22 protein-coding genes are annotated in these 19,270 nt (G+C 56.1%); 17 read left to right on the top strand and 5 right to left on the bottom strand.

The window, feature by feature from the left end; genetic code table 11:
• Positions 1-113 precede the first annotated feature (113 nt).
• From FPT12_RS06080 to FPT12_RS06140, 13 genes are all read left to right on the top strand, one after another.
• Positions 114-1,112: an ATP-grasp domain-containing protein gene (locus FPT12_RS06080; RefSeq protein WP_145015089.1), complete on the top strand. Its 999-nt coding sequence runs from the start codon at positions 114-116 to the stop codon at positions 1,110-1,112.
• 78 nt (positions 1,113-1,190) lie between these two features.
• Positions 1,191-2,333 carry a trypsin-like peptidase domain-containing protein gene (locus tag FPT12_RS06085; protein WP_145015090.1) on the top strand — a complete coding sequence of 381 codons (1,143 nt, stop codon included), beginning with the start codon at positions 1,191-1,193 and terminating at the stop codon, positions 2,331-2,333.
• 69 nt (positions 2,334-2,402) lie between these two features.
• Complete coding sequence (locus FPT12_RS06090) at positions 2,403-3,539, top strand: phosphoribosyltransferase domain-containing protein (protein ID WP_145015091.1); 1,137 nt, start codon at positions 2,403-2,405, stop codon at positions 3,537-3,539.
• The gene (locus tag FPT12_RS06095) at positions 3,529-4,287 is read left to right on the top strand and encodes a trehalose phosphatase (RefSeq protein ID WP_145015092.1); all 759 of its coding nucleotides are present in this window, start codon (positions 3,529-3,531) and stop codon (positions 4,285-4,287) included. Before FPT12_RS06090 ends, FPT12_RS06095 begins: the two co-directional genes overlap by 11 nt.
• Positions 4,280-5,374 carry a cysteine protease StiP family protein gene (locus FPT12_RS06100; protein ID WP_145015093.1) on the top strand — a complete coding sequence of 365 codons (1,095 nt, stop codon included), beginning with the start codon at positions 4,280-4,282 and terminating at the stop codon, positions 5,372-5,374. The genes FPT12_RS06095 and FPT12_RS06100 overlap by 8 nt, the downstream gene beginning before the upstream one ends.
• On the top strand, positions 5,374-6,324 hold the full coding sequence (locus tag FPT12_RS06105; RefSeq protein ID WP_145015094.1) for an HpcH/HpaI aldolase/citrate lyase family protein: 951 nt from the start codon (positions 5,374-5,376) through the stop codon (positions 6,322-6,324). The genes FPT12_RS06100 and FPT12_RS06105 overlap by 1 nt, the downstream gene beginning before the upstream one ends.
• Positions 6,321-7,100 carry an HAD family hydrolase gene (locus FPT12_RS06110; protein ID WP_145015095.1) on the top strand — a complete coding sequence of 260 codons (780 nt, stop codon included), beginning with the start codon at positions 6,321-6,323 and terminating at the stop codon, positions 7,098-7,100. Before FPT12_RS06105 ends, FPT12_RS06110 begins: the two co-directional genes overlap by 4 nt.
• Positions 7,081-7,668: a TerD family protein gene (locus tag FPT12_RS06115; protein WP_145015096.1), complete on the top strand. Its 588-nt coding sequence runs from the start codon at positions 7,081-7,083 to the stop codon at positions 7,666-7,668. The genes FPT12_RS06110 and FPT12_RS06115 overlap by 20 nt, the downstream gene beginning before the upstream one ends.
• Positions 7,665-8,831 (top strand): TerD family protein, encoded by a 1,167-nt coding sequence (locus FPT12_RS06120; protein ID WP_145015097.1) that lies wholly within the window; start codon positions 7,665-7,667, stop codon positions 8,829-8,831. Before FPT12_RS06115 ends, FPT12_RS06120 begins: the two co-directional genes overlap by 4 nt.
• Positions 8,832-8,879: 48 nt before the next feature.
• Positions 8,880-9,329: a tellurite resistance TerB family protein gene (locus FPT12_RS06125; protein WP_145015215.1), complete on the top strand. Its 450-nt coding sequence runs from the start codon at positions 8,880-8,882 to the stop codon at positions 9,327-9,329.
• An 11-nt stretch (positions 9,330-9,340) separates the two neighbouring features.
• Positions 9,341-10,375 carry a TerC/Alx family metal homeostasis membrane protein gene (locus FPT12_RS06130; protein WP_145015098.1) on the top strand — a complete coding sequence of 345 codons (1,035 nt, stop codon included), beginning with the start codon at positions 9,341-9,343 and terminating at the stop codon, positions 10,373-10,375.
• A 33-nt stretch (positions 10,376-10,408) separates the two neighbouring features.
• On the top strand, positions 10,409-10,984 hold the full coding sequence (locus tag FPT12_RS06135) for a TerD family protein (protein ID WP_145015099.1): 576 nt from the start codon (positions 10,409-10,411) through the stop codon (positions 10,982-10,984).
• Between the two features lie 32 nt (positions 10,985-11,016).
• The gene (locus tag FPT12_RS06140) at positions 11,017-11,595 is read left to right on the top strand and encodes a TerD family protein (protein WP_145015100.1); all 579 of its coding nucleotides are present in this window, start codon (positions 11,017-11,019) and stop codon (positions 11,593-11,595) included.
• Between the two features lie 72 nt (positions 11,596-11,667).
• Here FPT12_RS06140 and FPT12_RS06145 read toward each other — a convergent pair whose 3' ends face one another.
• Positions 11,668-12,954: a VWA domain-containing protein gene (locus FPT12_RS06145; RefSeq protein WP_145015101.1), complete on the bottom strand. Its 1,287-nt coding sequence runs from the start codon at positions 12,952-12,954 to the stop codon at positions 11,668-11,670.
• A 195-nt stretch (positions 12,955-13,149) separates the two neighbouring features.
• Here FPT12_RS06145 and FPT12_RS06150 point away from each other — a divergent pair, with 195 nt between their 5' ends.
• Both FPT12_RS06150 and FPT12_RS06155 read left to right on the top strand, forming a co-directional pair.
• Positions 13,150-13,899: a type IV pilus biogenesis/stability protein PilW gene (locus tag FPT12_RS06150; RefSeq protein ID WP_145015102.1), complete on the top strand. Its 750-nt coding sequence runs from the start codon at positions 13,150-13,152 to the stop codon at positions 13,897-13,899.
• Between the two features lie 158 nt (positions 13,900-14,057).
• The gene (locus FPT12_RS06155) at positions 14,058-14,678 is read left to right on the top strand and encodes a LysE family translocator (RefSeq protein WP_145015216.1); all 621 of its coding nucleotides are present in this window, start codon (positions 14,058-14,060) and stop codon (positions 14,676-14,678) included.
• Between the two features lie 149 nt (positions 14,679-14,827).
• Here the strand turns inward: FPT12_RS06155 and FPT12_RS06160 are convergent, their stop codons facing one another.
• From FPT12_RS06160 to FPT12_RS06170, 3 genes are all read right to left on the bottom strand, one after another.
• Positions 14,828-15,061 (bottom strand): hypothetical protein, encoded by a 234-nt coding sequence (locus FPT12_RS06160; RefSeq protein ID WP_145015103.1) that lies wholly within the window; start codon positions 15,059-15,061, stop codon positions 14,828-14,830.
• 3 nt (positions 15,062-15,064) lie between these two features.
• Positions 15,065-15,547, bottom strand: coding sequence for a hypothetical protein (locus FPT12_RS06165; protein WP_145015104.1), 483 nt, complete (start codon positions 15,545-15,547; stop codon positions 15,065-15,067).
• Positions 15,548-15,753: 206 nt separating this feature from the next.
• Positions 15,754-16,527 (bottom strand): alpha/beta fold hydrolase, encoded by a 774-nt coding sequence (locus tag FPT12_RS06170; RefSeq protein ID WP_145015105.1) that lies wholly within the window; start codon positions 16,525-16,527, stop codon positions 15,754-15,756.
• Positions 16,528-17,025: 498 nt separating this feature from the next.
• Between FPT12_RS06170 and FPT12_RS06175 the strand changes: the two genes are divergently transcribed.
• Together FPT12_RS06175 and FPT12_RS06180 are read left to right on the top strand one after the other, a co-directional pair.
• Positions 17,026-17,409 (top strand): DUF6124 family protein, encoded by a 384-nt coding sequence (locus tag FPT12_RS06175; RefSeq protein ID WP_145015106.1) that lies wholly within the window; start codon positions 17,026-17,028, stop codon positions 17,407-17,409.
• A 34-nt stretch (positions 17,410-17,443) separates the two neighbouring features.
• On the top strand, positions 17,444-17,701 hold the full coding sequence (locus FPT12_RS06180; RefSeq protein WP_145015107.1) for a hypothetical protein: 258 nt from the start codon (positions 17,444-17,446) through the stop codon (positions 17,699-17,701).
• Between the two features lie 306 nt (positions 17,702-18,007).
• Here FPT12_RS06180 and FPT12_RS06185 read toward each other — a convergent pair whose 3' ends face one another.
• The gene (locus FPT12_RS06185) at positions 18,008-18,628 is read right to left on the bottom strand and encodes a hypothetical protein (RefSeq protein ID WP_145015108.1); all 621 of its coding nucleotides are present in this window, start codon (positions 18,626-18,628) and stop codon (positions 18,008-18,010) included.
• Between the last annotated feature and the right edge of the window lie 642 nt (positions 18,629-19,270).

The raw sequence follows: 19,270 nt of genomic DNA on the forward strand, positions 1-19,270 counted from the left end.
TTGAGTAGCCTTTTGTCTGATGTCCGTTATCGTGACGGGAAATTTACCTGGCATCGGGGGGCGCTACTCAATGCGAGTGGCCATCCCGGCCAAATTTATTCAGGAGCGTAAACGTGATCTGGTTTCTCGAAGGTCAATCCAGCCAGCGCGATATTCTTATTGGCGCGCGGGAAGCACTGCCAGCGAACGTCAAGATTTTTGCCTCCCACCGACAGGATCGACCTGAAATCACTGGTCAGGCGGATGTCAGCTTTCAAGAGCCCCAGGACAACGAGGCGCGAATCGACTGGGTGATCGCCACGGCGCTTGAGCACGGCATCAAGGTGATTCTTGCCGGCCGTATCGGCAGTTTCTACGAAGCGGTCCGTGAGCGGTTCGAGGCTGCCGGGTTGCAGCTTGTTACCGGCGGTATGTCCATGGACACCTTCCATAACGTCGACGATAAAAGCCGGTTTACGGCAGAGGCCGAGCGGGCGGGACTGGCCTGCATTCCAGCAGTGACAGTCAACAATGCTCAGGAACTGGCCGCGGCCTATGACTTGTTGTCCCGGCAGGGAGAGGTTTGCATCAAGCCTGTCGTCGGTATCTATGGGCAAGGTTTCTGGCGGTTCAAGGCAGATGTCGACCCGTTCCGCTGTCTGGAAAACCCGGACGCGCGCGAAGTCGATTTTGAAACCTACCTGAGCATCTACAAGACCGACACAGAGCGGGCGCCTATGCTCGTCATGCCCTATTTGCCGGGTAGCGAGTGTTCAGTGGACATGGTGTGTGAAGCGGGTAAGCCGATTGCGTTCGTCGGCAGAAGAAAGCAGGGGGTTCACCAGACCTTCGAGCGCGAGTCCGCAGCGGTTGAACTGGCCCTCAAGGCCGCGGCGCACTTCAAGTGTGATGGACTGGTCAATGTCCAGACGCGAGATGACCGCAATGGTGTTCCTCATCTGTTGGAAATCAATCCGCGCTATTCCGGCGGGATCGGATACACACGGGCAACCGGAATAAACCTGGCAGGAATATTCGCCGTTCGTCGACTGGGTCTGCCAGAACCTGCGGGCCAGTGGGTGGACAGAGTCCGGGTGAAGCCAGTCACGGTTGCCGTTGTAGCACCTTCCTGATATTACACCGCCACATAGACAGTGAATGATTGTTGCTGTCTTGGCATAATTGCCAGCTACCGATCAAGGAACGACAGGATGAAGGCGCTTACGCCTGGAGCGAACGCCGCTATTTCGGGCGAAAAATGTGCATGGACGCTAGAGTGCAGCCACTCATCCGTCTTTGGGGAATACGCAGCCGTAGCGCTGCTGCCCGTCACTGAGAAGCGTCTTCCGACAGGTGACCCGGCTCTGTTTCAAGTCACTCAACAGTGGATGGAGTGGAGCGGCACCACGTCGTCTATTGGTTGTTCCCTCGATTTGTCCCGACTTCCTGGCGGCAGCGAACGTCTGCTGCTGGTCGTCTATACCTTCTCCGCTGCCGGCCCGATCAGCGAGCTCAAAGACTTGCGTCTGCAAGTCGACAATCAAGTCGAGTTGTTGCTTGATCTGAAAAGTAATGGCGAGTCAGCGATTGTCATTGGCGAGTTCTATCGCCGCAACGATCAGTGGCGATTCCGCGCACTGGCGGAAGGTTCGGCTTACGGCCTTGCCGCGATGGGCCGTCGTATGGGCATCACGATCGATGATGCGCATCCCGCGCGCCGTCCGTATTCAGGTGATTCACCGAGAAATCGCGGCTCGGCGACGGGGACCGGATTCGCCGTTTCACCCAACCATGTCATGACGTGTGCCCATGTGATCGAGGAGATGCAGGAACTGCATATTTCCTCCTTTGCCGGTCGCTTCTGCGCCGAAGTGGTGGTGGTCGATCGGCGAAACGATATGGCCTTGCTGCGTATTCAGGATTGCCCGCCGCTGTCGCCCGTTGTCTTCAAAGAGGGCGGCGGTAGTTGTGCGCTGGGCGAGTCGGTCATTGTTCTGGGTTTTCCGATGGCAGGCCTGGCGGGCGGTGGCGTTCATGTGACACAGGGCGGGGTGTCCGGTTTGTTCGGATTGCACAATGATGCAAGCCTGCTCCAGTTCACCGCGGCTATTCAGCCAGGGTCCAGCGGCAGCCCACTGTTCGATACCAGTGGCGCGGTCATCGGGATGGTGACATCGACGCTGCCGGATGCGCAAAACATGAACTTCGCGGTCAAGTCCGGGTTGTTAATGGCCTTTTTGGATGCCTGCCACGTCTCGCCACCCAACTCTCCAACGGGTCGGATTTTTTCGACCGCCGAAATGGCTCGTGAAGCTCATTCATCGCTCTGGCGGATCGAAGCCAGAAATCCGTAGAGGCATCCTGCTTTAAAAATAGTGAAGGGTTGTCAGTTCACTACCTCGCCTCTTTTAGGAATGTTGCAAATGGAATTCGCAGTAGAAAAAACCTCGACCACCCGACTCACCGCGCAGCTTAAGCGTGGACTGATGGAAGTCGATGTCGATGAATCATCCATCGAACCCCGTACGTTGTTTGGGTTCGCCGAACGCCGCAATCCAAAACGTGCGTTCCTTTTTGTATCCCGCGTCCTGGGCCGGCATATTCCTGTTCGCCCATCGATCATGCAGGCCAGTTACGAAAGCCTGGCGGCAAAGATTCCCGATGACTTGCCGGGACCGGTACTGGTGATCGGTATGGCAGAGACGGCCGTCGGTCTGGGGGCCGGTGTGCACCGCGCTTACAGCAAGACCCGCCCGGACACCGTCTATCTGGTCAGCACCCGCCATCCGGTCGGCACTGAGCTGTTCACCCGTTTTGAAGAAGAACACAGCCACGCCAGCGCGCACCTGATTCACCAGCCTACCGATCCTGATATCCGCGAAATGATGCTGCAGGCTCGTTCCCTGGTGTTGGTCGACGATGAAGCCTCCACCGGCAAGACCTTTATCAATTTGCATCGTGCGCTCGTGGATGCCGGGCTGAGCAAGGTGGAACGGGTCGTGACCTGCGTGCTCACCGATTGGTCCCGTGGCGCGGTACGTAACGTTCTTGGCGAGACAGCCACTCAGGTTTCCTTGCTGCAGGGGGCTTATCGTTTCTCTGAAGATCAGAACGCGCCTCTACCTGAAATGCCTGATGTGGGCGCCGTTGCCGTAGGCGAATGGCCGATCGACCCGCGTAACGATTGGGGACGTCTGGGCGTGCGTCATGTTGACGACATATTGGCCCTGGATATTCAGGTCAAGCCGGGCGAGCGCGTGATGGTCGTGGGCACCAGTGAATTCGTGTGGCGTCCGTTTCTGCTGGCTGAACGTCTTGAACGAGCAGGGGCTGACGTTCATTTCAGCTCCACCAGTCGGTCGCCGATTGCCTTGGGCCATGAGATCGGTCACGCCTTGTCGTTCTCCGATAACTACGGCCTCGGTATCCCGAACTTTCTTTATAACGTGCGTCCGGGTCAGTTTGACCGTGTGTTGATCTGTACCGAAACGCCTGCACAAGCGGTTCCCCAGTCGCTGATTGATTCGCTGAACGCAGAGGTCATTGTTGATGGGCAGTAAGCGTCCCCTGATGCTCATCGATCTCGATGACACCTTGTTTCAGACAGCCCGCAAGATGCCGCAAGGATCTGCGCGGCACACCGCGACGCTGGATGTCGAGGGTCAGCCCAATGGCTATATGAGTTCCGTACAGAAAAACTTTGTGGAGTGGCTGCTGGCATCGGCAGATGTCGTACCGGTCACGGCGCGTAGCGTTGAAGCTTACAGCCGCGTGAAATTGCCCTTCGTCGCGGGCGCCGTGTGTTCCCATGGTGGGGTGATCCTCCAGCCCGACGGTGCGCTGGATCGGGATTGGCATGGGCAGATGACCGACGCGCTGGCAGCGTATCAGAACCGCCTTCCGGCACTGAGTGCTGCAACCCTGGCCATCGGCAAGGAAATGGGTTTTTCCCTGCGCGGATGGGTTGTGGAAGAACAAGGCCTGTTGAATTACGTCGTGACCAAGCATAACGAGTCGGACGATTCTGTGCTGCAAAAGGTCCTGGCCGAAGTCCAGGCCCGTGGTCTGCTGGACGACATGCATATCCACGGCAACGGCAACAACCTGGCCTTCCTGCCGAACGGCTTGTCCAAGCGTCTGGCAGTTCAAGAGTTGCTTCGCCGCGATCGCGTCGTCAATGGCGAACGCCCTGTACTGGGATTTGGTGACAGTGTCACCGACCTTGGCTTCATGAACGAATGCAACTTCTGGGCGACCCCTTCCAATAGCCAGTTGGCAAAGGTTGTGGAGGCAATGATCCATGGTTAATGCCTTCGCACACCTGACCACGGTTGGCAGTGGCAGCTACGCGCCCGATGACGTGCACTTCCTTTTGCAACCGGTCGAAATCGAAGTGACGGATGTTCAAGAGAAAGAGCGCCTGATCCAGACGCGGCAGAAGCATTACTCCGAGATGATCAGCCTGGAATCGGCTCCGACCGAGGTCCACAAAGGGCTTTACCAGCGCGCAATGTTGCAGAATTCGGCCAGGATGGCCCGTGATGTTCAGTCTTTGGCGCTGGCGCTGGATCAGGCCTGTGACGGCCCTTCGATCGCGCTGGTTTCGTTCGTGCGTGCGGGGCTGCCCCTGGGCGTATTGCTGCGCCGCGCGCTCCTGGACCTGGGGCGTGACGCTCATCATTACGGCATCAGCATTGTTCGTGATCGCGGCATCGACATGATAGCCCTGGAAGCCGTGATCAAGGCTCACGGCGCTGAAAACATAGTTTTTGTTGATGGCTGGACAGGCAAGGGCGCCATCTCTACAGAAATCCAGCGCAGCCTCAAGGGCGACACGCGCTTTCCCGAGCAGCCACGCCTTGTGGTGCTGGCCGACCCTTGCGGGCGCGCCTGGCTGGCGGCTTCGGCCGAGGACTGGGTGATTCCGTCCGGCATCCTAGGGGCCACGGTTTCCGGCCTGGTATCGCGCTCCATCTGGCCCACCAACGGTGGCCTGCATGGATGCGTGGTCTACGACCATTTGCACGAGCACGACGTAACGCGAGAGTTCATCGAGCAGATCGAAGCCGTGCGTCAGGCGCAGGCTCCGGTGGCAGCCGTTGCACCCTGGACGGAGGCGCAGCGCAGCGAACTGCAGTCTTCGGCTCTGAGTGTCATCGACGCCATTGCCGCTCAATGGGGCATCAGCAATCTGAACCGGGTGAAACCCGGCATTGCCGAGGCCACGCGTGCCGTACTGCGCCGCGTACCGGATCACGTTCTGGTCCGCGATCGCAGCGATCCGGATGTTCAATTGCTGATGCACCTGACCGAGCGAGCGAACGTGGCGGTTGAGGAGATGGGGACTGCCCTCGGTCCTTATCGTGCTGTGACCGTCATCCGGAGTTTGAGCTGATGAAAAAACTATCGCCCTACGCCCTCGGAGCAACGCTCTATATGCCGGCCACCCGCGAGGACATCCTCGATGTGGTTCTGCACAAAAAACTGCCCGAACTACGATCGATGGTGGTGTGCCTTGAGGATGCGGTCGCGGAAATCGATGTCGAGACGGCGTTGGCCAATCTTCATCAGTTGCTGCTCTCGATTGAACAGCAGGGCGGCCGCTCGGCAGATGGGCCCCTGCTGTTCGTGCGACCGCGTGATTCGCAGATGGCCGCGGTTCTCAACGAATGGCCGTTGATGGCGCATGTGGATGGTTTTGTCTTGCCCAAGCTAAGCCTGTCCAATCTGCGTTCGTGGGAGTTGGCTGTCACCAATCCCGACATTTTTCTGATGCCAACCCTGGAAACCCGAGAGGTCTTCAACCCTGTCGAGATGGTCGAACTGGGGGCAGCGCTCAAACAGACCCTGGACCATCGCATTATTGCGCTGCGCATCGGCGGCAATGATTTGCTGGGTTGCCTGGGGCTTCGGCGCAACCCGGCTACAACGCTTTACAGCACGCCCATGGGGTACGTGATTCCGATGCTTGCCGGGGTCATGGGGTCGCAAGGGTTTGCCTTGACCGCCCCGGTGTTCGAGTGTTTGGCGACGCCGCATTTGCTGGTGGAAGAATTGAACCTCGACATTGCCCATGGCCTGGTGGGTAAAACGGCGATTCATCCAAGCCAGATCAGCAGCATTCAGGACAGCTTGCGCGTCAGCCTTGAAGATCTAAATTGTGCCAAATTGATGCTGAATGAAGTCGCGCCAGCCGTCTTCAATCACAATGACGCCATGTGCGAACCAGCTACTCACTTCAAATGGGCTACGAATATCCTTGAGCGTGCGAGGTGGCATGGTGTCAGGCATGCGGAGCCGAGCCATAGCGATCAATCGATTCGTCTTGCAGAGACGGGCCGATGACCCAGGAGATGCTCGAGACAGGCCCGGCCAAGGCCAACGTGCTGTCGGTTTTCGATTTCGACGGCACCTTGACCCGGCATGACAGCTTCATTCCCTTTCTCAAGTTTGCGTTTGGCAAGTTCGAGTTCGCCAGGCGCTTGCGCCTGCTTGCCGGGCCGGGGGTGCGTTACCTGACGCGCCGCTTATCGCGAGACGAGCTCAAGGCAAGGCTGATCGCCGTTTTCCTGACCGACACCAAAGAAGAGTGGGTCCGGCACAAGGCCGCAGAATTTTGCGGCCTGTACTGGACCCGCCTGATGCGGCCTGCCGGGTTGATTTCTGTGTCCGCCGAAAGGCAGGCCGGCAATGAGGTCACCCTCTGTTCAGCCTCTCCGGCATTGGTTCTGAAACCGTTTGCCGATCGCCTCAATATCAAATTGATCGCCACTGAACTGGAGGTCGTCGATGGGCGGCTGACGGGGCGGATATCGGGTAACAACTGCCGCTGTGAAGCGAAGGTACAGCGACTTGAAGCGGTGTACGGAGATTTGACGCAATACCGATTGCGCGCCTGGGGCGACACTCGAGGTGACCACGAACTATTGGCTGCTGCGCAAGATGCGCACTGGCGACATTTCCACCCTGCATGGCGTCGAGGACGCCTTCGGGTATCCAGGACCGTGGATCGAGAAGCAGGCGTTGTGCCGATGGCGACTCGACCGGTTGAGGACAGCAACGATACACACCAGCAATTGACGACCAACAAGGAGCGTACCGATGGCCCTAACTCTGACTAAAAACCAATCAATCTCCCTGGAAAAAACTGCCGGCGGTGGCCTCACGGCGATCAGTCTTGGCCTCGGCTGGGATCCAGAGAAAGCCGGGTTCATGGGGCGATTGATGGGTAATAGTGGTGAGGTCGACCTGGATGCTTCGTGCATTCTTTTCGATGCCGACTTCAAGCCAGTAGACCTGGTGTGGTTCCGTCAATTGACGTCCCGCGATGGTTCGATCCAGCACTCGGGTGACAACCGCACCGGCGAAGGCGATGGCGACGACGAAACCATCACGGTTGATCTGCAGCGTCTGCCAGCCACCGTCAAGTCCCTGGTGTTTACAGTGAACAGCTTCACTGGCCAGAACTTCGAGAAGATTGCCAACGCCTATTGCCGCATCGTCAATGCGAGCAACAGGAGCGAACTGGCACGTTTCAATCTCTCCGAAAAGGGCCGTCACACCGGCGTCGTCATGGCCAGTCTGGTTCGCGGGAACGGCGGCTGGGAATTCAAGGCGATTGGTCAGGTGACCAATGGCCGCACGGCTGATGACCTGGTCAACCTGGCTGTTCAGGCGGTGCGTGCATGACGACCCTGGTCCCTGGTGGAAATGCGCCGGTAGCCACCGGCCAGGTGCGGATCGATATCAGCTACTCGGCAATTCCGGGTGCGGATATCGACGTGTCTGCATTCGTCCTGGGGGCCGCGGGTAAAGTCCGCGGCGACACCGACATGTGCTTCTACGGCCAGACCAATGTGCTGGGCGGTACAGTGCAGATGACCGAGTCCTCTGCCGGTCGTGCGGTATTCACCCTTGATTTGTCGCGCCTTGATTCGGCGGTCGAGAAAGTGGCGCTGACTGCGACGATTTACGAGAACAAAGCCTGCTTCGATCGTGTATCCCATCTCGCGCTGATCGTCACCGGTGGTATCGAGGCGCAGATACCAACCGGCGGAATGCAAGAAACCGCCCTGATTCTCGGCGAGTTTTATCGCCGCCAGGGTGAGTGGAAATTCCGTTGTGTCGCTCAGGGTTTTGCCGGCGGTCTGGAGCCTTTGGCCAAGTACTTTGGGGTCGAAATTGCCGCGCCTTCCCCGGCTCCGGTGGCCGCTCCTGCACCTGTTGCGGCGCCTGTCGCGCCACCGAAGTCTTCGGTCAGCCTGAGCAAAATCACCCTCGACAAGACACGCTCCTCGATCAGCCTGGAGAAAACATCGGAAGGCTTCGGCGAGATCAAGGTCAACCTCAACTGGAACAAAGGCAAGGGCGGTGGCTTCTTCTCGCGAAACAACGCCATCGACCTCGATGTGGGTTGCCTTTATGAGTTGCAGGATGGCTCCAAAGGAGTTGTTCAGGCGCTGGGCAACAGCTTCGGCGATCTCGACTACGACCCTTACATTCAGTTGATGGGAGATGACCGTACCGGTGCCGTCAGTGATGGTGAATGGCTCCACATCAACGGTAAGCATTGGGGGGATATCCGGCGAGTGCTGGTTTTCGCCTTCATCTACGACGGTGCGCCGAACTGGCGTGAGACCGATGGCGTCGTGACCATTTATGTCCCGGGTCAGCCACCGATCGAAGTTCGCCTGAATGAAGAAGGCGGCCGCCTTGGCATGTGTGCAATCGCTCTTCTTGAGAATGTGGCCGGCGGCGTCAAGGTCAGTCGACGTGTCGATTTCCACAAAGGCCATTCGGTCATGGACAAGGCTTACGGTTGGGGCATGCGCTGGGCGGCTGGCTCCAAGTAATTATTTGAAAACGGCGGACCGATCCGGTCCGCCCTAGAGGTGAATAACATGTTGTCATGGTTGAAAACAAACGCAGCACTTGCTCGCGAGAAGCTGACCACCGAAGTGGCCAAGTTCAAGAACAGAGAGTTCATGGAAGCTGTTGCCAACAGCTGTGCCATGGTCGCGGCGGCCGATGGAGAGGTCAGCTCGGCTGAAAAAATGAAGATGACCGGGTTCATCAACAACTCGCCCGAGCTGAAGGTGTTCAACCTGAGCGACGTCATCAAGGTCTTCAACGACGCTTGCGGCAAGTTCGAATTTGACTTTCAGATCGGTCAAGCCGAAGCCCTGAAAAACATCAGCAAGATAAAGGGCAAGGATGGGGCAGGCCGCCTGCTCGTCCGTGTTGCCTGCGCCATCGGCGCGTCGGACGGCAATTTCGATAACAAGGAAAAAGCGGTTTGTCGCCTGATCTGCCTGGAGCTGGGTCTTCCCCCGGCTGACTTTGAATTGTAAGGAACGACACCGTGGAAGTTACTCACCTGGGGTTCCCCCCGCTGACCATCGCTGTGTTTGTGGCGCTGGCGCTCGGCGCAATGATCCTCGACATGTTCACCCATCGCGGTGACAAGCCGATCAGCCTTGCCCGAGCGTCGGCCTGGTCGGTGTTCTGGATTCTCATCTCGTTCGGTTTTGCAGGTTTCCTGTACGTCGAACATGGCCCGGAAATCGCCACCCTGTTCATCACCGGCTATGCGCTGGAAAAAGTCCTGAGCGTGGACAACCTGTTCGTGTTCATGGCGATCTTCGCCTGGTTCAAAGTGCCGGATGGCTTGCGCCATCGCGTACTGTACTGGGGCATTCTCGGCGCGATCGTTTTCCGCCTGATCTTCGTGGCAATCGGTACCGGTCTGCTGGCGCTGGGCCCGTGGGTCGAAGTGGTCTTTGCACTGATTGTGGCCTGGACGGCTGTCATGATGCTCAGAGGCGGCGGTGACGACGAAGAGGAAGAGGATTACTCCACGCACATGGCTTACCGCTTTGCGAAGAAGCTGTTCCCGGTGTGGCCGAAATTGCATGGTCACGACTTCTTCGTACGCCGCAAGACGTTGGAAGTTGAACTGACCAAGCCGGAAAACAAAGGCATGTCGTTGGCGGCCAAAGGTGGTCTGTTCGCGACGCCTCTGTTTTTGTGCCTGGTGGTCATGGAAGTGTCCGACGTGTTGTTTGCCTTCGACTCCGTACCCGCAGTCATCGCCGTCAGCCGCGAACCCCTGATCGTGTTCTCGGCAATGCTCTTCGCCATCCTTGGCCTGCGGACCATGTACTTTGTACTGGAAGCGCTGAAACGTTACCTGGTGCATCTGGAAAAGGCCGTCATTGCGCTGCTCTTCTTTATCGCTGTAAAGCTGGGCCTGAATGCGACTGACCATCTGTTTCATCACGGCTACAACATCGATCCGAACACCAGCCTGATCATCGTTGTTGTGGTGCTGGCCATCGGCATCTTCGCCAGTGTGCTCTTCCCGCAAAAGGAAGTTGCGCAGGCCGAAAATCAGTAATTCCAAACGCATCAACCACAAGGAGCTGTACTCATGGCACTGACTCTTCAAAAAGGCGGCAACCTGTCCCTATCGAAGACCGATCCTTCTCTGACCAAGATCCTGGTCGGTCTGGGTTGGGATCCACGCGCAACTGACGGCACGGAGTTTGACCTGGACGCAAGCGCGTTCCTGCTGGGTGCCAACGGCAAAGTACGTGGTGACGCCGACTTCATTTTTTACAATCAGCTCAAAAGCGCTGATGGCTCCATCGAGCACACCGGTGACAACCGCACCGGTGCGGGCGATGGCGACGACGAAGTGCTGAAAATAGATTTGAGCCGCGTTCCGGCCGATATCGACAAGGTCGCATTCACCGTCACCATCCACGACGCTGACGCACGCAAGCAAAACTTCGGTCAGGTCGGCGGTTCGTTTATTCGCATTGCCAACGAAATCACCGGTACCGAGATTGTTCGTTACGACCTGGCAGAAGACGCTTCTACCGAAACCGCGATGATCTTTGCCGAGCTGTACCGCAACAACGGCGAGTGGAAATTCCGTGCCGTCGGTTCGGGCTTTGCCGGTGGCCTGAAGGCGCTGGCCAACTCGTACGGTATGAACTTCTAAATCCCTCGGTCTATCGAATAAGGAAATTAATCATGGCTGTAAGTCTTTCCAAAGGCGGCAACGTATCCCTGTCCAAAGAAGCACCGGGCCTGAGCGATGTGCTCGTGGGTCTGGGCTGGGATCCTCGCGTTACCGACGGCACCGAGTTCGACCTCGATGCGTCGATTTTTATCGTGGGCGAAAACGGTAAAGTGCTCGACGACAACAGCTTCATTTTCTACAACAACAAAAAATCCGCTGACGGCTCCGTCGAACACATGGGCGACAACCGCTCCGGTGCCGGCGAAGGCGACGATGAACAAGTGACGGTCAAACTGACTTCCCTGGCTCCGCTGGTGAAGAAGCTGGTGTTCGCGGTCACCATCCACGACTCCGATGCTCGTAAACAGAACTTCGGCCAGGTCTCCAACGGCTACATTCGTGTGATGAACAAGGCTGACGGTAAAGAACTGGCGCGTTTCGACTTGAGCGAAGACGCTTCCACCGAAACGGCCATGATCTTTGGCGAACTGTATCGCAGCGGTGAAGAGTTCAAGTTCAAGGCGATCGGCCAAGGTTTCGCCGGCGGCCTGAAGCCTCTGGCTGAAGCCCACGGCGTCAGCATCGGCTAACCCTTTCGGGTTCAAAAAGCCCCGCTTTTCAAGCGGGGCTTTTTCTTGCTTGGCTATTTCATGATCCGACGATTAAAAGAGAATCCCTTTAGCCTTCGCATCCTTCAGCCATAGTGGAAACTCTTCCATCAGCTTGTCGTACAGCTGCTCTTCGGTGATGTCGTGCAGGTCATCCAGCGCGAAGAAGCCACAGTTATCGACGACTCGGCCGGCCATGGTGTCGAGTTTTTCCAGAATGCCGTAGTTGTTTCCGCCGATCCCAACGAATTGCCAGAAGATCGGCAGTTTTGCTGCCTCAATCATCAGCTTTTTGATCGCACCACTTGCCGAAACACCACCATCACTGATGAACAGAATGTAGATCGGTGTGGTGTCCCGGGACTTTTTGTAAAAGTCGATCACCTTCTTGATGGCTTTGGGCTCGTCGTTGTAGCGAGCGCCCACCGCCCAATCCTTCCAGCCATGACTATCGGTGTTGATGAAGTCTTTGTGATTGGCCAGTGTCACGGCAGACAGTTGCAGTGTCTCGGCGCCAAAGGCCCAGCAGTCGAGGGTGCCGTCGTCGTCGAAGTGCAACGCCAGGGGCAGCAGCCGGTTGACGACTTCCTGGACGCGGCCACTGGTGTATTGGTTATGCATGGAACCGGATGAATCCAGCACTAGGCCGACCCGCGCTTTAACCTCCGTCAGCTTGGCTTTTTCAAGGCTGATCTGGGCTTTCTTCGCCAGGCTGACCAGATGAGGAGCGGCGTTGCCGATCTTTTTCTCAAGAGAAATTGTGTTTGACGCGGGTGCTGGTGTCGGTATCGGAGCTGGAGCTGGAGCTGGAGCTGGAGCGGGCGCCGGTTCGTCAACGACATCCCCGCCGAAGTGTTTTACCAGCGCTTCCAGACCTGCGTTGAACCCTTGCAGATTGGAAGCCAGGCGCCATTCGCCTGACTTGCGATAGAGCTCGACCACCATGATTGCCTTTTCGTCGGAGAAGCTGGATCCCGAAAAAGGGCATTGCGCCAATACATCGCCGTACAGGCTCTTGATGCTGAAACTGCTGGCCTGAATGTCCCGCATCGCGCCGGCACCATCGATCGAGGTGGTGAAAACCAGACGATCGATGCTGGCAGGCAGTTTCGAAAGGTCGAGCGTGAAATCACCGCCGTTCGACATTCTCACACTATTGCACGGCGTCGCGGGTTGGTTGAAAAACACCATATAGCGGTCATCGGAAAGCTTGCCCTGTGCATCGATGCCAAAGCACACAAAATCGAGCACGTGGGGTGACTGAACGTTGATCGAGAGGATTAGTTGCGTGCCCTGCATAAGGCTGGACAAGGGTAACCGTTGTCCTTGGCTGATTTGCATGTTGCGTCCTTGTAATGGGTGCGCCGACGTTATGGCATTCATTGGGAGTCAGGGGAGGATTATGCGGGAGTAAGAGATCGATGGGGGATGATTATATGCGGGAGAGGGTAGGCGCTGCCCCGATTGTCTGTGCGGCATGACCACGCTACCCTTCTCATCGCTCGGTAGGTCGACTTTCAAACAGGGAAACATAATATGGACATTAAACGCTTCTATCCTTCAGTGCGCCGCTTCATACAGATGGACGCGGCTATCTTGCTTCTGATGACACCGTTTTTTGCTCAGGCGGATATTACCGAAGAACAGGCGATGGCCAACTGTTTGAAAATAAGTGAGTACTCCGCCGAGGGTGGGAAGTATTACAAGCTCAAACAGTATGCCAAGGCTCGGAAACAGTATGAGCAGCAGGTCGGCTGGTCTGAAAGTTGTCAGCTGGACGAACAGAAGATTGCGCTGGCCTACAACAACGTTGCACTCACCTACGTACATGAAGGCAATTACCTGAAGGCCCGTGCGTGGCTGAGTATTCTGCCAAACGACAAGAAATCGATCTTCAATCTTGGCAAGATCAGTGATGATGTAAAAAATGCACTGGAGAAGCTGCCGAATCAGTCAGAAGGGCAGTATTGGCAATATGCCGGGGCTGCTTTATGGAAATCCATGACTATAAAACCGCAGGGTCGGAAATACAGAGTTGATTTTCAGGGTTATTATGCTGGCCTGATGGCGATGTATTACGGTCCCAATATAGGTGAATTCTCAACGGTATTAGAAATTGATAACGGGAAGGCTAATTACACCATGAGTGGAGAGGACGAAGGCGACTGTGTCTATGACTTCGATATTAAAAAAGAACGGATGACGGTAAAGCGCACGGCGGGTGAGTGGTGCGGCTTTGGTCATAATGTGGGTGCTGAAGGTATTTATCACAGAGTCGAGTTTTAGCCGCTTTCGGAATTTGCGTAACCCCAGTCACCCTGATCCGTACAGAGGACGTAAACAACTTTCCGGGTCCACTCAAGCTCCGCTCATAGCCCTAAGGACGGTGGTACATGCGGCATGTTCAAATGTAGGATTGACGCAAAATGGTGATGGATATCCATATGAATCTTGCGACGCTAGCGTTATTCCTGCCCGCCTGCTTTGCCCTGAATATGGCGCCAGGGCCTAACAACCTGCTGTCTATCAGCAATGCAACACGCTACGGATACCGCACATCATGCATGGCAGGTGTTGGTCGCTTGCTGGCGTTCGCGGTGATGATTGCGCTGGTTTCGGCAGGCTTGGCCGTAGTGTTGCAAACTTCAGAGCTAGTCTTCTATGGGATCAAAATAGTTGGCGCGGCCTACCTTTTTTACTTGGCATACCAGTTGTGGAGGGCTGAACCACGAGTGGAAGCCGAGTCAAAAAACGCCCCGTTAGGTCTTTTCGCGCTGGCAAGGCAGGAATTCCTCGTCGCCGCAGGCAACCCTAAAGCCATCCTGATTTTTACCGCGTTCTTACCTCAATTCGTCGACCCAACGGCAGACATGGGTTCTCAGTTTGCGTTGCTAGGTCTTCTGTTTTTGGTATTGGAGTGGATTGCCATTGGCATCTATGCGTACATCGGATTGTATATGCGACGTTGGTTTGCCCTGCCTCAGGGTAAGCAAATTTTCAACCGTTGCTGCGCTGGTTTGTTGTCGGCTGCCGCCTCGATGCTATTGATGGCACGTCGAGCTTGATTCGCAGTTAGCAGATGATGCTAAGCGTCTGCGACTCATCTGCGTGGTTGGACGGGTTGCCAGTCCTATGCTGGTTCTCCTACCACGCCTCCCGGCATGAAATCCGTACTTCGATCTCGAGAGTGGCCGATTATTAATGAGCACCTGGCTCATTCCACATACCGGGCCCGACTAAAAAACAGCGCCGTCCCGCTACCGATGGCATAGATCGAAGCGATGCCCAGATCGAAACCAGCAATGAAAGGCGGCAGCATAAAAATAATCACAAGCCCCAGAGCGACCAGGGTGATGCCCAGCCATTTTCTGAGGCGGTAGGATTTCAGATAAAAGAACAGCAGCAGGAACACCGCGTAAGCACCGGCATACAAGCCATATTCGCTCATGGTCTATCCGCCTTGATTCTTGATGATCATGGACGATACGGAATGCTGGGGGCCTATGCCGCCGCTGACCTGCGCATTCAGACTGACGATGACATCGCCGGCGTGATAAGTCGGCAATTTGCTCAGCGTGAACTCGCGGACTGTCCATCCCACCGGAAAGGCCAAAGCAGGCATTAACCTGCCTGCCGCTGCGGCGAAAACACCACTGGTGAGGATGGCGATACTCGTTCGTTGGGCATTGAGTAAATCCCCCTGTTGCCGGGTCAGGGGTTTGGAGATCCCGACCATCATTTGGCAGGGCAAATCCTTGGCGAGCATCTTGTCGTAGAGCTCCACCACCAGATTGCTCACTTCATAGTGGGCGGCTTTCGCTTCACCAAAATGCAGCGTTCTGAGGCTACCCCGTTCACTGGCTGACAGGGTGAAGCGCGATACGTTGAAGACAATTCCATGGTTGCCGGAAAACTGGTCGCTCTCAAACTTCAATGCTCGCATCCTTGTCGAGTCTGGAAAGGCGGGGAGTCTGTCTTAGCCCATGGGCTTTCGCAAGCGCTTGGCAAGACGCTGAAAAAGACGTTCATCTCGGGTGAAAATGGAGGCGCTTTAAACCAGCCATTCGAAAAAACGGGGGACAGACCACGTTTTACTCGCACCCGTAATTGTGGTCTGCCCCTGTATTCCCAACAACTTCGCTATCGAACGCTAGCGATGAAACGCAGGATTTCCCGCTCGACCTTTTCGGGCTGGTCGAGCTGTATCCAGTGTCCCGTATCAGCCACCACGGCGTGGGGTAACTCCGGTCGTAACGCGTAGAGCGCATTGGGATTGTCGTTCGCGCTACTGACCAGGAGAAAAACAGGACCTTTCCATGCATCCAGCGCGGGTTCGGGGTTCCAACTGGCGAACGCCACTGCAAACCCCAGCCGCGCCGCTGCATCGACCGCCGCACAATCTTCCAGAACTCTGGACGTTACCTTTACGTTATTGCCCGCGATCGTGGCATAGAACCCCTGTTGCACATCAAGGCTCGCAGGCCCGGCAAGCGCTTCCAGCATTCCGGCGCGAACCTCATCGGGAAGTGCCCTTGGATCGGTCGCGGGATCAAGCAGGAACAAGCCAGCCACGCGGTCGGCGTATCTGGCGGCATAGTCCAGCGCTGCGGCGCCACTTCCGCTGTGGGCCACGATGATGAAACGCTCAAGCTTGAAGGCGGCGGCTGTATCGATGATGTCCTGCGCACGCCCTGCATATGAATAGTCACCATCCGCAGCCGGGGAGCTGTCTCCGCTGCCCCGTGAATCAAGGGCATAGACTTTCCTGTCTCGTCCGATAGGTTCGAGCATTTCCGCCCACTGGCTTGCTCGACCGGAGTCCGCATGGAGGAAGAGCACCGGCAAACCTTCGCCGTGCCCTGCTTCAATCACAGCAAGATTGCCCTGCGTTCCAGCGAATAGTGTCTGCTTCATAGTGTTCTCCTTTGTTTGTTCCGTACCGTCCGTGGAAAAAGATAAGCCGACGACAACGCCGATCGGCAGCGTAGGGCAAAGAAGGGGGGCAGGCTACGTTTTCTCATACCCATGATCGTGGTCTGTCCCGTATTCCCCAAATCCCAGTCAGCACGCACAACCCCTGTGGGAGCGAGCTTGCTCGCGATAGCGCCAGATCAGCCAACACCAATGCTGAATACCCAGCCATCATCCCAAACAATCCGCCCCCACAAACTTCATACCTCATCGACCGGTATCAGGGAAGAAACGGGGACAGACCACGATCATGAATGTGATGAAATCTTATCTGTCCCGCGTTTCCCCCCGTCCTAGGACATTTCCCGCAAACCGTAGCGCCTTTCATGAACTGGCAAGCAACATTCCTGGAAGATAATCTCCTGTCTTCGCTGCAGCCGAGCGGACGGTTTTGACAGGCCGAAAAAAACGCAGGGATCCTGAAAATCCTGGAGATTCCTTATGAAAAAGACAACCCGAAATCCACTTGAAACCCCGTCGCTCTCTACATCAGAAGACCTCAATCCAATAGAGCTTTCCGAAACCGTCCAACGCGCCGTCAGTGCCCGTTTGCGTAACCCCAGTCACCCTGATCCCGTCAGCCATGTATTCACCATTGTCCCCGACGTAGACACGGCAACCTTACTGGTCCACGCCAGCGAAACCCTCGCCTCGATCAACGCCATGACCACCGACCTGGCGTTCGAACTCGAAGGCTCGCGGCGCAATGTGGCACTGGCGATTCAGCAGTTAGCCGTGTTGGCCGAGTTGCTGGTAAACCGAGCGCTGGACCACCTCGACCCGCCCGATGAGGCGGTTGAGAGTCAGCCCACCGTCCACCACTGAGTGGCCGCGCTCGTTTACCCAATGGAGGTTTGTCATGGATCGATACATGCCAGTCACCGGCATTGACTGCACCATCCCGTCACTGCTGATTGATACCCAAGCACCGCTCGACGTACTGCACGAAACCGCGGCCTACCGCATCCGCACCGCGACCCAACTGCTGGAGAACATCGCCATGGGGGAGGGGGTTCACAGTGAACTGGCGAGGGTGCTGGTGACTTCACTGCGCGATGGTTGTGATTTGCTGGATGTGGTTGGGCGACGATTGCAGGTGGAGGTGTTGTTGGTGTGAAAAATGGGCGGCCTTCTGCAGGTCGCCCATTTTTTTGGTGGAAAAACGAGTATGAAAATAAAACTGTCCCGTTTTTTCAGAAAAAAAAGACCTTGAATCTCAAGGTCTTTTTTTATTTAGTGCCCGAGGGAGACTGTAGTGTTCCAGTAAACTCAAGGCCTCCAGAGAGGTTTGCTATCTCGGGATACATGTAGGGATACATGATCGCGTTTGCTGGCCAAGTATGAAGAGTCTTTACGGCATCATGCAAACCCTTCGTAAGCTTGGCGTCGTTCGTCTCTCTTTAAGGGGCGATACTAAGTATCGTTAGCCCAGAGAGCGGAGATCTGCTTCGAACGTCTCATAACAATCCCATCCCAGCAAAGTCACGACCTCAAATGCAAGATTCTGAGTTTTGTAGGGGGCGAACTGTTCGCCAGCTTCTGCAATGAGCAGATCGAAACAAGTCGTAACCGCTTTGTGAGGCTTACCTTCCTCCCAGTGTATGGATTGATTCCTACCCTGCCAGATCACTTGCTTCAACACCTGGGTGCCGATGGCGTAACCGTCAGGACAAGCATCTAGGCTCGATTGAGCGATCGAAATTCCCTGTTTTGCATATTGCAAAAGGCTGGCGGCCATTGAGGATCGTGAAAATGCTCGCGCGGCGAGCTGGTCGTGCGCCTGGGTTAGACGATCCGTCACACCGTGACGCTGTTTATCTGGGCCAAAGTAGGTTCCCCACTGAATCCCTGCTCCCGCCATGACATCGTCAGGGTCTTCAGAATCCTTCCAAGCTGCGGCTCTTCGATAGCCATCACGAGCTTCAGCGTTGAGCTTCTCAACTTGAGCTCGAAGCTCTTCAACCTGTCGATGCTCCTCCCAGAGAAGGCCTATAACCGAGCGAGCAGCGTGCTCAATTTCTGAAAGGTAAGAATTGATGTTCATTGTTCTCGTTTCTTTCGAGGTTTCCGGCGAGCCAATTTTCGAGCCGCTAGCTGCCGGATAAGTGAGGAAGGCACTGAGAGCACATCGCTAGCTCTCAGAGCGAGATCGCAGTGCTTTGCGGAAAGCTACGGTTTTTCTGACCGAGTGTCTATCGACAGCTCTGCGCACGAGGTCGCTCTGCACTCTTCAGGTTTGTAACGGGTTTGGGCACTCAGCGTGAAGGATAGGGGTGGCAAATTCTGCCGGGGCCCCTGAGGAGTTCTAACCAATACGGGGTCGGAAACCCGCGGGGCTTTGATAGCGGAAGGTGCCCCAGCTTACTGAAATACAATCGTTGAAATTGAAAGGATCTTGAAGAAAAAGGGAGATCGTTACCGGAACGGTAACGGTGAGCTCTGATCGGTCATTTCGTAGGGCAAATGCATAGGTGAACAGGCAGTCCACCGGGTTCACCTGTTCACTAAGCTGGGAGTTCTCCCGCTAACAAGATCCCGCGGGTTTCCGACCCCGTATATGCCTCTTACGCTCAGGGGCCCCCGGCTCCCGCTGGAATCCTCCGCTGGTGGAAGCTATTGCTGATGGGGTGTGGGGGGATACATAGAAAGCAAGGTGTAACTGATGTTACAAGTGTAACGAAACCGC

Origin of the sequence: Pseudomonas sp. H3(2019) (assembly GCF_007713465.1) — a bacterium.
In the GTDB taxonomy this organism is placed as follows: domain Bacteria; phylum Pseudomonadota; class Gammaproteobacteria; order Pseudomonadales; family Pseudomonadaceae; genus Aquipseudomonas.

Excerpts from the sequence above, each read along its gene's own strand:
- FPT12_RS06085 (WP_145015090.1), top strand. The coding sequence starts at position 1,191 with ATGAAGGCGCTTACGCCTGGAGCGAACGCCGCTATTTCGGGCGAAAAA.
- FPT12_RS06090 (WP_145015091.1), top strand. The coding sequence starts at position 2,403 with ATGGAATTCGCAGTAGAAAAAACCTCGACCACCCGACTCACCGCGCAG.
- FPT12_RS06095 (WP_145015092.1), top strand. The coding sequence starts at position 3,529 with ATGGGCAGTAAGCGTCCCCTGATGCTCATCGATCTCGATGACACCTTG.
- FPT12_RS06100 (WP_145015093.1), top strand. The coding sequence starts at position 4,280 with ATGGTTAATGCCTTCGCACACCTGACCACGGTTGGCAGTGGCAGCTAC.
- FPT12_RS06105 (WP_145015094.1), top strand. The coding sequence starts at position 5,374 with ATGAAAAAACTATCGCCCTACGCCCTCGGAGCAACGCTCTATATGCCG.
- FPT12_RS06110 (WP_145015095.1), top strand. The coding sequence starts at position 6,321 with ATGACCCAGGAGATGCTCGAGACAGGCCCGGCCAAGGCCAACGTGCTG.
- FPT12_RS06115 (WP_145015096.1), top strand. The coding sequence starts at position 7,081 with ATGGCCCTAACTCTGACTAAAAACCAATCAATCTCCCTGGAAAAAACT.
- FPT12_RS06120 (WP_145015097.1), top strand. The coding sequence starts at position 7,665 with ATGACGACCCTGGTCCCTGGTGGAAATGCGCCGGTAGCCACCGGCCAG.
- FPT12_RS06125 (WP_145015215.1), top strand. The coding sequence starts at position 8,880 with ATGTTGTCATGGTTGAAAACAAACGCAGCACTTGCTCGCGAGAAGCTG.
- FPT12_RS06135 (WP_145015099.1), top strand. The coding sequence starts at position 10,409 with ATGGCACTGACTCTTCAAAAAGGCGGCAACCTGTCCCTATCGAAGACC.
- FPT12_RS06140 (WP_145015100.1), top strand. The coding sequence starts at position 11,017 with ATGGCTGTAAGTCTTTCCAAAGGCGGCAACGTATCCCTGTCCAAAGAA.
- FPT12_RS06145 (WP_145015101.1), bottom strand. The coding sequence starts at position 12,954 with ATGCAAATCAGCCAAGGACAACGGTTACCCTTGTCCAGCCTTATGCAG.
- FPT12_RS06150 (WP_145015102.1), top strand. The coding sequence starts at position 13,150 with ATGGACATTAAACGCTTCTATCCTTCAGTGCGCCGCTTCATACAGATG.
- FPT12_RS06155 (WP_145015216.1), top strand. The coding sequence starts at position 14,058 with ATGAATCTTGCGACGCTAGCGTTATTCCTGCCCGCCTGCTTTGCCCTG.
- FPT12_RS06160 (WP_145015103.1), bottom strand. The coding sequence starts at position 15,061 with ATGAGCGAATATGGCTTGTATGCCGGTGCTTACGCGGTGTTCCTGCTG.
- FPT12_RS06170 (WP_145015105.1), bottom strand. The coding sequence starts at position 16,527 with ATGAAGCAGACACTATTCGCTGGAACGCAGGGCAATCTTGCTGTGATT.
- FPT12_RS06175 (WP_145015106.1), top strand. The coding sequence starts at position 17,026 with ATGAAAAAGACAACCCGAAATCCACTTGAAACCCCGTCGCTCTCTACA.
- FPT12_RS06180 (WP_145015107.1), top strand. The coding sequence starts at position 17,444 with ATGGATCGATACATGCCAGTCACCGGCATTGACTGCACCATCCCGTCA.
- FPT12_RS06185 (WP_145015108.1), bottom strand. The coding sequence starts at position 18,628 with ATGAACATCAATTCTTACCTTTCAGAAATTGAGCACGCTGCTCGCTCG.